The following is a 13,026-nucleotide window of genomic DNA, read 5'->3' on the forward strand; positions in this document are numbered from 1 at the left end:
TTTATTCAAAAAATGGTGCATCTGGAGTAATGCGAATCAGTTGAATCGATTTCGCCTTCCCTGTTTTATCATCAATATCAATCAAACAAGCGCTTAATTGGCCTTCATCGTCTTCTGCCACTTCAAATCGTGCTGGCAATTGATTAAGGAATTTCGTAATAATAATATCGCGGTCCATTCCGAGAATTCCGTTATACGGACCTGTCATCCCCACATCACAAAGAAAGGCTGTTCCTTGTGGAAGGACGCGTGCATCGTTTGTAGGTACATGCGTATGTGTTCCAACGACGGCAGACACTTTTCCGTCCAAGTACCAAGACAAGGCTTGTTTCTCACTGGTTACTTCGGCGTGGAAGTCGATAAAGATAATCGGTGTTCTCTTTCTAGCTTCTTCAACCGTCTCTGTAATTTTGGTAAAAGGATCGTCCAATGTATTCATAAAGACACGGCCTTGCAAGTTGATGACGGCCACTTCTTTGTCGTTACATTTTACATAAACGATTCCTTTTCCTGGAACTCCTGCTGGATAGTTCAGCGGTCGTACCATTTTTGTGGCATCTTCAATGAAATCAAAAATTGCTTTGTTATCAAAGGCGTGATTCCCAAGCGTTACTACATCTGCTCCAGCCTGCAATAACTCTTTATAAATCTTCTCCGTAATTCCTTTTCCATGGGCAGCATTTTCCCCATTAATCACGGTGATTTGCGGTTTATATTTTTTCTTTAATTTTGGGACGTATTGTGCGACCATCTCTCTTCCAAGAGATCCGACAACATCTCCAACAAATAGTAATTTCATAAGAGTGCCTCTTTCTAAATCAATGTAGCTCTATTTTACCATAAAATAAGGCTAGAAAATACCTAGATACAACCATGAACTAGGTAGCTTAAATTAACAACTATGTTATTTTTACATCACTTGTAATAACACCATATAAATAACCGTTGGGACAAAGATACTCAGCAAAGTATTCTCCTTCCACCATTGCAATAAGACGACAATCGCGATAGCAATGAGTTCTGGAATTCCAAATGGTGCGCTTATAAACGAAATATCCTTTAAACAATAGACAACTAGAATCGTAATAATCGCTTGTGGTAAGACCGCCGAAATAAACTGCATGCGGGAGGATAAATTCGTTTGATTGCGGAGTACTAAAAACGGAAATAATCGAATCGCAAAGGTCACGACTCCACTAGTAATAAGAGCAAGAATAATATACGTACTACTCATTTTCTTCCTCCTTCATTTGTAGTTTCTCACGTTCGAAGATTGCAATTAAACCGATCATCGTTGTAGCTAAGGCGCACACAAGGAAATATTGTTTTCCAACAAGAATTAACCAGAAAATAGCACTAATTCCCCCAATGATGAACGGGAAATAAAGGTCCGCCTTTTTCAATTGGTTTACAAGAATGACCACAAATAGTGCCGTCATTGAAAAATCGATTCCCTTTGTTGAAAATGGAAGGAATTCGCCGATGACAACTCCAATGACTGTACCAAAGACCCAATAGAAATGGTTCAACAGTCCAACATAGACCATCACTTGTTCATTATCTTCACTCTTCGTTTGTTTCATCCCTACTAAGAGAGAAAAGGTTTCATCTGATAGGGCGAAGATTAAATAAAATGCTTTCCAGCCCAACTTTTTAAATTCTTCAATAAAGCCAACGCCATAAAACAACATTCTGGCATTAATAAATAAAGTCATTAAAGCAATCATCCAAAAACTCATCCCTGCGCTCATAAATGAGACAAGAGCAAATTGCATGGATCCTGCATACACAAATATACTTGAAAAAATAGAAGCCCAATCTGGAAATCCTTCTTGTGACATCAAGAGTGCAAATGCAATTCTTAAAAAGATATACCCGAAACAGATGGGTAAACTAATCTTAAATGCTTGTTTCAATTCGTTCATACATTCTCCTAAAAACAAAAAAAGATTGAAAGTCCACTACTTGTGGGCTTTCAATCTTCATTTTAACCTATTTTTATAAAGATTTAAATGTATTCACTACGTTTTCTACAGTGAAGCCTAATGTTTCCATGACTTTATTTCCGTTACCTGATAAACCGAAGCGGTCGATCGTCACAGTAGCTCCGTCAAGGCCAACATATTGTCCCCATCCGAAACTTGCGCCCATTTCAACGGCTACACGTTTTCGAACATCGCTAGGTAATACTGATTCGCGGTATTCTTTTGGTTGTTCTTCGAATAAGTTCATGGATGGCATTGAAACAACTGATACATCAATTCCTTCTTCTGCAAGAACTTTTTGCGCTTCGATGGCAAGAGCAACTTCAGAACCTGTCGCAATCAAGATACCTTCTGGTGTATCGCATTTTTGAGGACTTACTACATATGCCCCACGTTTCACACCTTCATATGCTAATTCCTGTGAATGTTCAAGAACTGGTAAGTTTTGACGTGAGAATACGAGTACTGATGGACGGTCTTTTGTTTCTACGGCCACTTTCCATGCAGCTGATACTTCGTTACCATCTGCAGGACGAATCACGTTTAAGTTTGGAGTTGCACGGAACGCTGCCAATTGTTCGATTGGTTCATGCGTTGGTCCATCTTCCCCAACTGCAATGGAGTCATGTGTATATACATAGATTGCAGGCAGATGAGAAATCGCTGCAACACGCATTGCTGCTTTTAAGTAATCTGCGAATACAAAGAATGTACCTCCGTATACACGATTACCTCCATGAAGAAGCATACCGTTCATCGCAGCTCCCATCGCAAATTCACGAACCCCAAACCAGATATTTCTTCCACCATAATTTTCGTGAGAAAAGTCTGTATCTGCTTTGTTCATTGTGTTATTTGATGAAGAAAGGTCTGCAGATCCACCCCAGAAGAATGGAATATGCTTTCCTAATTCTTGAATCGCTGCTTGGCTTGTTACACGAGAAGCCATTGCTGGGCTACCAAATTCATATGAAGGTAATACTTTTTCTAGATTTACTTCGATGTTTTCTGCAAAGCTATCTTCGAATTCTTTTGCAAGTTCTGGATAAGCTTGTTTATAACCTTCGAATAAAGTTTTCCACTCATTGTAGTCATTTTCACCTGTTTGGACTAATAATTTATCAAAACGGTGTTGTACTTCTTCAGGCACTTCAAATGGGCCATATTCCCATCCGTAGTTTGCTTTTGCTTCCGCAATGCCGTCAGGTCCTAAAGGAGCACCGTGAACTTTGTTAGTCCCTTGGTTTGGAGCACCGTAACCAATAACCGTTTTAACTTCAATAATCGTTGGTTTTTCCTTTTGGCATTGTGCTTCTTCAATAGCTTCTGCAATTTCGTCTAAGTCGTTTCCATCTTCAACACGAATATAGTTCCAACCTAATCCTTTGAAGCGTTTCTTCACATCTTCATTGAACACTTTATTTAATGGTCCATCTAAACAGATGTCATTTGAATCGTATAACACGATTAATTTATTTAATTTCAATGTCCCTGCTAGAGACGCGGCTTCATACGAGATTCCTTCCATTAAGTCTCCGTCACCGCATAATACATAAGTATGGTGATCCACAACTGGGTACCCTTCACGGTTGAATTTTGCTGCTAAATGAGCTTCAGCCATAGCCATCCCAACACCGTTTGCAAACCCTTGTCCAAGCGGACCTGTAGTTGCATCTACTCCATCCGTGTCATGCACTTCTGGGTGCCCCGGTGTTTTACTTCCAAGTTGGCGGAAGTTTTTCACATCTTCAATTGATAAGTCATAGCCAGATAAATGTAATAAAGCATATAACATTGCAGATCCATGACCTGCTGATAATACAAAGCGATCGCGATCGACCCAATTAGAACGTTTTGGGTTCACCTTTAAATATTTAGACCAAAGTACATATGCCATTGGCGCTGCACCCATTGGTAGGCCAGGGTGTCCTGAATTCGCAGCTTGAATGGCATCCATACTTAGTGTACGAATCGTATTCACTGCTAGTTGATCGGTTTTATCAAACATACAATCACTCCTTAAATATAGTTTTCCTTAATAGGAACTTACTACTCTATTTTACTAAATTCAAACATTCTTTTGCAACCGTTATTCTAATCTTTAATAAAATAAAGTAACCCCTTGCAAAATTGATTCAATTTTACTAGAGATACAAATAGTAGAAAAAAAGAGGTTGAAAATCCTCAACCTCCTAATCCTTATTCTTCTCCTCGATTATGTAATCCTTTTTCTTTTTGGATTGCTTTTAGTTTATCGGGAGTCACATCATTTCCCTCTTCGTCAACAATTTTTAATCCTTCAATATGATTACGCATGCCTCCACGAAAAGCCTCCAAATACTCTTGACGTAGGAGTTGTTGTTCTTTTTCTTCTGTAGGTGTTAATTTTCCTTCTTTTTTCTTTTTGGCTAGTTCATTAATACGGTTTAATTTTTCTTCAGATAACATTTTATCATTCCTTTCCTTTTATTCGTCCCTAGTGTATCACGATTTATAAAAACTTCCTAAAAATCCGATTTACATACGAACATTTGTTTGATTTTCTAGTATAGTCTGTGATAAACTATTTTTAAAGAAGGAGATGTTCCGATGACAAATTTAAAAGATTCAAGACAATTAGATGTTTTACAGTTTATTTATAAAGAAGTTCAAGAACACGGTTATCCACCAACAGTGCGTGAAATTTGTAATGCTGTTCAACTTTCTTCGACTTCTACCGTTCATGGCCACTTGTCCAGATTGGAAAAAAATGGATTCATTCAGCGCGACCCAAGTAAACCTCGTGCAATTGAATTAACAATGGCAGGATTAAAGGCTATCGGCGCAAAGGCAAATGCTATTCCAATGCTTGGTGTAGTTACAGCTGGTGAACCAATTCTTGCTGTAGAAGAAGCAAGTGACTTCTTTCCAATTCCACCAGAATTACAAAATGAATCCGACGATCTTTTTATGTTGCGTATTAAAGGGGACAGTATGATTAATGCTGGAATCTTTGATGGTGACTCTGTTATCGTTCGTAAACAATCTACTGCAGCTAATGGGGAGATTGTCATTGCAATGACCGAAGAAGACACTGCTACTTGTAAGAGATTTTACTTGGAAAAGGACCACGTTCGCTTAGAACCTGAGAATGACACAATGGAGCCAATTATTCTTCCAAATTGTACTATCCTAGGAAAAGTAGTTAGCTTATACCGTAGTCATATTTTCTAAAACAGAAAAATCCGCTCTATTGAGCGGATTTTTTTATTTTATTTAAGGCTTCATCGTTGCTTTCCCAACTTCTGATTTTCCATCTACTGACCCTTCAGTCGCGATAGAAAATGTATCTAATTTATCCATATTCGTAAAGAGAACCATCATCGCTGTATCTTTACCAGCTTCCTTTAAAGCCTCTAAATCGACCGTGGATAAAACTGTATTCTCATCCACCTTTTCACCAACCATTACCGTTGTTTTAAACGGAGCTCCTTTTAATTCAACTGTATCGATTCCCATATGGACTAACACTTCAAGTCCTTCAGGAGTTTTAATCCCCACAGCATGTAGCGTTGGAAAGACATTTACAATTTCTCCTTTAACAGGTGAAGTAATCACTCCACTTGTTGGAAGTATCGCAAAACCGTCTCCCATCATTTTACCCGCAAAAACAGGATCATTCACTTGCGTAATTGGAACTATGTCTCCAGACGCTAGTGCATAAACTACTACTTCTTTATCTTTTTTATTCTTTTTAAAAAATCCAAACATTTTATCTTCTCCTTCTTTATTCAGGTTGAATCGCATGCAATGTATTTGAAAAAATAGAATGCTTTCTTTCCTTATCGATTTCCTTGTAATAACTATACAAAATATCAACCACTACTAAAACCGGAAACTGTGGTGAAATTGTCGTCCCTTGTTCCAAAGCATTTTTCATCGCAATAAGAACCAATTCATCGCATTCATGCGACAGTTCCTCACTCTTTTTAGAAGTGATTAGAACCGTTTTTGCTCCCTGATTCTTTGCAATATTTACTGCCTTTACCACACTTTCATTTGCCGAAACTGTGATTCCAATGACAAGACAATCTTCATCTACTAGCACACGATTCATAAGCATTGTATGCAAATCCGTAATCGCCTCACAAATCATCCCAAGTCTCATAAAACGAAATTTCATCTCTAATGCTGCTAGTCCAGAGCTCCCTTGACCATATATATATACCCTTTTAGCACTGCTGAGCAATTCACAAACTCGAATTAATTGAGCTTCATTTACAAGGGAAAAAGACTTCGACAAAAGCTCAGCATAATCTTCAAGAACGATTTTAGTCGAATTAATATGAAGCGTCGACTCTTCCTTACTTCTCTTTTCATAATCATAAATAAATTGTCGATATCCGTTATATCCGCATTTCTGGGCAAATCTTGTCAGTGACGGAATGGAAACGAATAAACGATTGGACACTTCTTGTGCCGAAAGAGACACTCCTTCTGGAATTGGTTCTAGAAAATACTGTGCAATTGTCTTTTCAATCGGTGTTAAAGTATCGTAAATAGACTCTATAATAGGAGCCACTTTTTTCTCGAATGACAACACCTGCATCTCCCCTTTGCATTTGCTTTTTTTATTATAACATACGATGCCTATTCCTATTAAAAATTAAAAGCAGGCAAACTAGACACGAGGGCTAGTTTACCTGCTTTAGTTAAGATTGATTACTAGTCATCTACACCTAAAATTTCATTGATATTATTTTTATAAAGGATGGCTTTAGCTCCATAAATTGCTTGAATGCCGCCTTTTACTTCAAGAACATCAACTGCACCGATTTCTTTTAACGTTGCTTTATTCACTTTTTCAACATCTTTAACAGATACGCGTAAACGTGTGATACAAGCATCTACATCTTCGATATTTTCTTGACCACCCAAAGCATCAATAATACGAACGCTATCTTGTTTTAAGCTATCTTTAGTTTCCACAACTGGTTTTTCATCACTAGCTAAATCATCTTCAACACGTCCTGGTGTAGCAACATTGAATTGAAGAATAAACCATCTAAATACAACATAGTATAAAACGCTCCAAACAAGACCAAATGGAATTTGTAATAACCAGTTTGTCTTATCATTACCTTGTAATACCCCAAATAATGTGAAGTCGATAACCCCACCTGAGAATGTATTACCAATAGAGATATTTAGAATATCAGCGATGAAGAAACTTACCCCATCAAGGAATGCGTGAACAACATATAATACTGGGCTTACGAATAAGAACATGAACTCAATTGGTTCTGTAATACCTGTAATAAATGAAGTTAATGCAACCCCGAAGAATAAACCAGCATATTTTTTACGACGATCTTTAGGAACACAGTGGTACATTGCTAAGCAGGCAGCTGGAAGACCAAACATCATTGTTGAGAAACGACCAGCAAAGAAACGAGTTCCTTCAGTAAATAGTCCTACATGGTTTGGATCCGCTAATTGAGCAAAAAAGATTTTTTGAGCTCCAACCACAGTTTGGCCAGCTACAACTTCCACTCCACCTAATTCTGTAAACCAGAACATTGGATAAATCATATGGTGTAACCCTACAGCACCACATAAACGCATTAAGAAGCCATATAAAAATGTACCAATTGGACCAGCTTGTGAGATATATCCACCAGTAGATACTAATAATTGTTGGAATGGTGGCCATACTAAGAAGAAGATAGCTCCCACAAAGATAGACGCAAATGATGTTACAATTGGAACAAAACGGCTACCACCAAAGAATCCAAGTACTTGAGGTAATTGAATATTGTTATAACGGTTATGTAACCATACAGCCACTGATCCAACTACAACAGCACCGATAACCCCAGTATCAATGGAAGCATCTTTTGCCATAAATAATCCAACAAGCGCTTTAATAGTTGCAGTCATTACTAAGTATCCTGTAACTCCAGCAAGAGCAGCAGTTCCTTTGTCACGTTTTGCTAGCCCGATACAGAGCCCGATACAGAGAAGAAGTGATAGATTTGCAAAGACAACTTCTCCAGCTTGGCTCATCACTTTAAAAATCGCTTGTAATACTTCGTTATTTAATGCAGGGTATGTCGCAACAGTTGTTGGATTGGATAAAGCTCCCCCAATCCCTAATAGCAAACCAGCTGCCGGCAAAATGGCAATTGGCAACATAAATGCCTTCCCTATTTTTTGTAAGACTTTAAACATATGGTTTTCCCCCTAAACTTAAAATGAATAATTCTTATCTTTCCTAGTGTTGATGAATAGCATCAACAAATTTTTTTGTAATGAGTTGTGGACGTGTAATCGCAGAACCTACAACTACACTATAAGCGCCCAACTCTAGCACTCTTTTCACCTTTTCAGGTGTGTCAATATTTCCCTCTGCAATTAAAGGATGTTTGATTTGTTTCAAAACAGTTCTTAAAATTTCAAAATCATTCGCTTCAATTTTATCGCCATTACTTTGTTTCGTATATCCCACTAAAGTACTTCCGATAAAATCAAAACCAAGTTCATCAGCGTGAATCATTTCTTCTACTGTAGAACAATCCGCCATCAATAATTGATTAGGATATTTTTCTCTAATTTCCTTATAAAATTCGTCCAACGATTGTCCATTTGGACGAGTAGATGAAGTCGCATCCAGTGCAATAATTTCTGGTTGAACCGTCATAAGTTCATCTACTTCCTTCATCGTAGCCGTAATAAAAACATCTGAATCGTTATAATCTCGTTTAATAATTCCAATAACTGGTAAATCTACAGCTTCTTTGATTGCTTTTATATCCACTACTGAGTTGGCACGAATTCCCTTTGCTCCTCCTTCCTTTGCAGCAACTGCCATACGAGCCATAATATAATCACTATGCAATGGTTCATGCGGCAATGCTTGGCATGATACAATTAATTGACCATGTATTCTCATAAACAGCCTCCTTTTTAAAACCCTTTCATATTATCAGTATACTAGTCATAGAAACCATTTTCAATACACCTAGTTTTTTTAGTAAGTAGTTTCAAAAACCGTCTCTATCATTTCTTCCTTTATCCTTTTTTCGAAATTACTTTCATGCCCAATCAAAAATTTTACACTAAAAAAGATGCATGGAAATTTCCATACATCTTTTCGTTGTGATTCTTCTTATGATTCATATTCATTCATAACTAATGACCGTAACTAAGTCTACATTTTTATTAACTGATTTTTGAATGCATAAATCGTTGCTTGTGTTCTGTCTTCTACTTCCAATTTGGATAAAATATTTGAAACATGAGTTTTTACTGTTTTTAAAGTAATAAATAATTCATCCGCAATTTCTTGATTTGATTTTCCTTGTGCAATTAGAAGAAGGACTTCCAATTCACGCTGGGTCAAATCATCATGAGGGAAATGTTGTTGTTTCATTTGAATTCTATTCACTAATTTATCAGTCACTTGTGGTTCAAACACGCCATCTCCTTGATAAGTATCACGAATAGCTTTCGCGATTTGAGAAGCCGAAGAAGTTTTTAAAATATAACTTTTAGCACCTGCATTTATGGCTGGAAAAACTTTCTCATCATCAATAAAACTAGTTAAGATGATGATTTTTGCTTCTGGCCATTGACGTAGAATTTCTTTTGTCGCTTCAATTCCATCCATCTCAGGCATGACTAAATCCATTAGAATGATGTCCGGTTTATAGGATAAAGCCTTTTCTACCCCTTCTCGACCATTTTTTGCTTCAGCAATAACATCGATATCATCCTGCATTGATAAATACGAAGACACGCCTAATCGTACCATTTCATGGTCATCTACTAATAAAACATTAATCATAATTTCCCTCCAAATGACGACCAAGCGGAATTTTGATTTCTATTGTTGTCCCTTGATTTGGGAAGCTTACAATCTTCACTTGTCCACCGAGTCCTTGTACTCTTTCTTTCATATTATTAATTCCATAACTACCAGGATGGATGTCCTCTACATTAAATCCGATACCATCGTCTTCGATTTTAAAGATTACATTTGAGTCTTTCTGTCTTAAGTAAACCTCTAAATGTTTCGCATGAGAATGTCTTAGCGTATTCGAAAGCAATTCCTGAGCAATTCTAAAGAGATGATCTTCAACCCCTTCTGGCAAAATAACATCCTCTATATCCCAATGAATTTTCATTTGCACTTTCGTTTGTAATTCGACTAATAAACCTTCGATTCCGGATTTTAAGGATTTATTTTCTAAAGAAATAGGTCTAAGATGTAGTAATAATGCACGCATTTCAGACTGTGCTTGAGAAAGAACATGTTCAATCATGGCTAGTTGTTTTTGTTCTTTTTCATCAAAATGTTGCTTTCTTTCATTCAACGCTGAAATCATCATCATTGCGGCAAATAATTGTTGGCTTACAGAGTCATGTAATTCTCTGGCAATACGTCTTCTTTCTTGTTCAATAATTTGTTCTTTTGTCTCTTCTCCAACATATTGAGGTTTTCTACCTATTTCTTGTAACTCTAGAGATACCGTTTCAATCTGATTCGATATTGCCATTGATTGAGTATAAAAAGCATTTAAATCTAGAATTGTTGCTTCATTCAGCCAATTAGATTCATCTTTATCTTTTACCAACTGAAACTGTGCCTTTTGAATCATTAACAGCTGCTCTGTTATTTTTCTTTCAGCCTGACGATTTAATACATATAAGATAACCGCAGAAATCAATGATAAAAATAGAAGTATTAAAAGAAATAATGTGATAGTCCCAAGTGTTTCCTGAAAACTAATCTCTTCTAAATGATCAAAATTAAACCATTTTCTAAAGAGAAATATAAATACTGTACTGACAATACTATAAAGTGCTGAAAATAGAAGCCAGCTTTTGAGGATTCGTTGCTTCATGCTTCAATCACCTCAATTTTTCCAGCTACAATTGTCGTATAGATTTTTACTCGCTTACTAGTTCTTTGATAATCTTCACTATATAACTGAATAGACTCATTACTTAACGTATAAGATTGCTTTTCAAACTCTAATTCTCCAGCGAAACTATGGTGATGAATCATGACACCGACTCCATACGGAACCAAAATTCGAACTCGTCCAAACCCTTTTCGTATCACAATTACGTTTTCTTTTGCTGGAAGAATCGTATTTCCTAAATCAATAATGGTATCTCCAACTAATTGTCCAGCGTTGATATCGTTCCATTCATAAGGCTCATTTCCAATGATTTGAGATCCTATCCAATCGAATCGTTTAATTTTCTCCGAATCAATCTCTTCTTCTCTAGAATTCACGAAAATATATTCTTGTTGATCCTTTCTTTGAAAAATAGTCGTTACCACAGAAAAAGACGAGCTATCATGACTAAATAATAATATGAGTAATGCTCCTATCATACCTAACCAAATTCCGGCAGTAGATAGTAAAGGCAATATCATAAACAAACTACCAAAACATAAACCCATATTTTTCATAAATTTTACATTTTTAAAAAGAACCAAACTACTTACGATAGTAGCAACTCCAAGTGCAAAGATGATAAATAAGCCCATTCTAGTAGTAATTTCAATGGCTGAAATCATTGTTCCTAGTAACAATACAATGAGCATCTTTTTAATATTTTTCATCTTCTCACCTCCATATAGGTATTAGTATATCATCTTCTCACATACAATCCTATCACGAAATAATTTTAAGACCATCAGTCTAAAGAATGATATACAAAAAAGCTAGGAAGTTCCCTAGCTTTTTACAATATTATGAATTAAGCAGATTGAATATCAATAATTCGGATTTTCATTTCCCCACCTGGTGTTGGAATAACTACTTCTTCATTTAATTTTTTACCAATAATTCCTTTGGCAATTGGAGAATCATTTGAAATCTTACCTTCAATTGGGTTTGCTTCTGCACTACCAACAATCGTATAAGTTTCTTCATCTCCATCTGGTAATTCGATAAACGTAACTTTTCTACCTAATGAAACAACATCTTTTTCAACATTGTTATCGTCAATAATTTCAGCAAAACGAATCATTTTTTCTAATGTTGAAATACGTCCTTCAACAAATGCTTGTTCATCTTTCGCTGATTCATATTCAGAGTTTTCTGATAAGTCACCGTAACTACGAGCAATCTTAATTCGCTCCACAATTTCTTTACGTTTAACGACTTTTAATTCTTCTAATTCGGCCTCAAGTTTTGCTTTTCCTTCAAGCGTCATTGGAAATACTTTTTCAGTCATACAACTCTCCCCTATATTGTTTTTTAGATTATCTCAATCTACAATGCTAAAACTTTAACATTTTATAGTGAAGATTGCAAGCCCTATTCATTATTTTTATATGATTTTAAGAAATTTTAGTGAATTTTTTGTATAGAAAAGACCTTTGAAACAAGTTCAAAGGCCCAAATATTAAGCTAATTCTCTTAAAATAGAAGCTATTTTTGTGGTCATTAAGTCAATTGCAACTGTGTTCGATCCACCCTCAGGAATAATGATGTCTGCAAACTTTTTAGTAGGCTCAATAAATTGATGGTGCATTGGTTTTACAACAGACATATATTGATGAATAATTGAATCGAGTGTTCTTCCACGTTCCACCATGTCACGTTTAATACGGCGAATAATACGAATATCATCGTCTGTATCTACATATACCTTGATGTCCATCAAATCACGCAAGCGTTTATCTTCAAGAATAAGAATACCTTCAATCAGAATAACATCTTTTGGCTCTTGATGGATTGTTTTGTCGCTTCTTGTATGATTTTCGTAATCATATACTGGTTCTTCAATCGATTCAAAATTGATTAATTTATTCATATGTTCAATTAATAAATCTGTATCGAAAGCAAATGGGTGGTCATAGTTTGTTTTTAAACGTTCTTCAAACGGCATATGACTTTGATCTTTATAATAGTAATCTTGATCAATTTTCACAATCGTTAATTCCGGGAAATTCTCCAAAATTTTTCGACTAACACTTGTTTTCCCACTTCCTGAGCCACCAGTAACTCCGATAACAATTGGCTTTCTCTTTTCCATGACC

15 protein-coding genes are annotated in these 13,026 nt (G+C 36.2%); 1 reads left to right on the forward strand and 14 read right to left on the reverse strand.

Going from position 1 to position 13,026, the window contains the following annotated elements; genetic code table 11:
* Position 1: 1 nt before the first annotated feature.
* The 5 genes from HMPREF3103_RS07385 to HMPREF3103_RS07405 form a co-directional block, all read right to left on the reverse strand.
* Positions 2-799, reverse strand: a complete 798-nt coding sequence (locus HMPREF3103_RS07385; protein ID WP_070438804.1) for a TIGR00282 family metallophosphoesterase — start codon at positions 797-799, stop codon at positions 2-4.
* Between the two features lie 111 nt (positions 800-910).
* A complete protein-coding gene (locus HMPREF3103_RS07390) occupies positions 911-1,234 on the reverse strand; it encodes a branched-chain amino acid transporter permease (RefSeq protein WP_070438808.1) in 324 nt (107 codons plus the stop codon).
* Positions 1,227-1,925 carry an AzlC family ABC transporter permease gene (locus tag HMPREF3103_RS07395; RefSeq protein WP_070438810.1) on the reverse strand — a complete coding sequence of 233 codons (699 nt, stop codon included), beginning with the start codon at positions 1,923-1,925 and terminating at the stop codon, positions 1,227-1,229. The genes HMPREF3103_RS07390 and HMPREF3103_RS07395 overlap by 8 nt, the downstream gene beginning before the upstream one ends.
* 73 nt (positions 1,926-1,998) lie before the next feature.
* Positions 1,999-3,993 carry a transketolase gene (tkt, locus tag HMPREF3103_RS07400; RefSeq protein WP_070438813.1) on the reverse strand — a complete coding sequence of 665 codons (1,995 nt, stop codon included), beginning with the start codon at positions 3,991-3,993 and terminating at the stop codon, positions 1,999-2,001.
* Between the two features lie 191 nt (positions 3,994-4,184).
* Positions 4,185-4,433 carry a DUF896 family protein gene (locus HMPREF3103_RS07405; RefSeq protein WP_070438816.1) on the reverse strand — a complete coding sequence of 83 codons (249 nt, stop codon included), beginning with the start codon at positions 4,431-4,433 and terminating at the stop codon, positions 4,185-4,187.
* A 141-nt stretch (positions 4,434-4,574) separates the two neighbouring features.
* Between HMPREF3103_RS07405 and lexA the strand changes: the two genes are divergently transcribed.
* Positions 4,575-5,198, forward strand: a complete 624-nt coding sequence (lexA, locus tag HMPREF3103_RS07410) for a transcriptional repressor LexA (RefSeq protein ID WP_070438818.1) — start codon at positions 4,575-4,577, stop codon at positions 5,196-5,198.
* A gap of 42 nt (positions 5,199-5,240) precedes the next feature.
* Here lexA and HMPREF3103_RS07415 read toward each other — a convergent pair whose 3' ends face one another.
* The 9 genes from HMPREF3103_RS07415 to udk all read right to left on the reverse strand — a co-directional run bounded on the left by HMPREF3103_RS07415 (position 5,241) and on the right by udk (position 13,022).
* The gene (locus tag HMPREF3103_RS07415) at positions 5,241-5,735 is read right to left on the reverse strand and encodes a PTS sugar transporter subunit IIA (protein WP_168132853.1); all 495 of its coding nucleotides are present in this window, start codon (positions 5,733-5,735) and stop codon (positions 5,241-5,243) included.
* Between the two features lie 16 nt (positions 5,736-5,751).
* Positions 5,752-6,567 (reverse strand): MurR/RpiR family transcriptional regulator, encoded by an 816-nt coding sequence (locus HMPREF3103_RS07420; RefSeq protein WP_049554694.1) that lies wholly within the window; start codon positions 6,565-6,567, stop codon positions 5,752-5,754.
* A 122-nt stretch (positions 6,568-6,689) separates the two neighbouring features.
* On the reverse strand, positions 6,690-8,195 hold the full coding sequence (locus tag HMPREF3103_RS07425; RefSeq protein ID WP_005605121.1) for a PTS transporter subunit EIIC: 1,506 nt from the start codon (positions 8,193-8,195) through the stop codon (positions 6,690-6,692).
* Between the two features lie 43 nt (positions 8,196-8,238).
* A complete protein-coding gene (locus HMPREF3103_RS07430; protein ID WP_049554695.1) occupies positions 8,239-8,916 on the reverse strand; it encodes an N-acetylmannosamine-6-phosphate 2-epimerase in 678 nt (225 codons plus the stop codon).
* 258 nt (positions 8,917-9,174) lie between these two features.
* The gene (locus HMPREF3103_RS07435) at positions 9,175-9,810 is read right to left on the reverse strand and encodes a response regulator transcription factor (RefSeq protein WP_070438823.1); all 636 of its coding nucleotides are present in this window, start codon (positions 9,808-9,810) and stop codon (positions 9,175-9,177) included.
* Positions 9,803-10,870, reverse strand: a complete 1,068-nt coding sequence (locus HMPREF3103_RS07440; protein WP_070438826.1) for a sensor histidine kinase — start codon at positions 10,868-10,870, stop codon at positions 9,803-9,805. The genes HMPREF3103_RS07435 and HMPREF3103_RS07440 overlap by 8 nt, the downstream gene beginning before the upstream one ends.
* On the reverse strand, positions 10,867-11,601 hold the full coding sequence (gene liaF / locus HMPREF3103_RS07445) for a cell wall-active antibiotics response protein LiaF (RefSeq protein WP_049554697.1): 735 nt from the start codon (positions 11,599-11,601) through the stop codon (positions 10,867-10,869). Before liaF ends, HMPREF3103_RS07440 begins: the two co-directional genes overlap by 4 nt.
* A 137-nt stretch (positions 11,602-11,738) precedes the next feature.
* A complete protein-coding gene (gene greA, locus HMPREF3103_RS07450) occupies positions 11,739-12,218 on the reverse strand; it encodes a transcription elongation factor GreA (RefSeq protein WP_049554698.1) in 480 nt (159 codons plus the stop codon).
* 171 nt (positions 12,219-12,389) lie between these two features.
* Positions 12,390-13,022 carry a uridine kinase gene (gene udk, locus HMPREF3103_RS07455; RefSeq protein ID WP_049554699.1) on the reverse strand — a complete coding sequence of 211 codons (633 nt, stop codon included), beginning with the start codon at positions 13,020-13,022 and terminating at the stop codon, positions 12,390-12,392.
* Positions 13,023-13,026 lie beyond the last annotated feature (4 nt).

The sequence above is a fragment of the Granulicatella sp. HMSC30F09 genome (genome assembly GCF_001806915.1).
In the GTDB taxonomy this organism is placed as follows: domain Bacteria; phylum Bacillota; class Bacilli; order Lactobacillales; family Aerococcaceae; genus Granulicatella; species Granulicatella adiacens.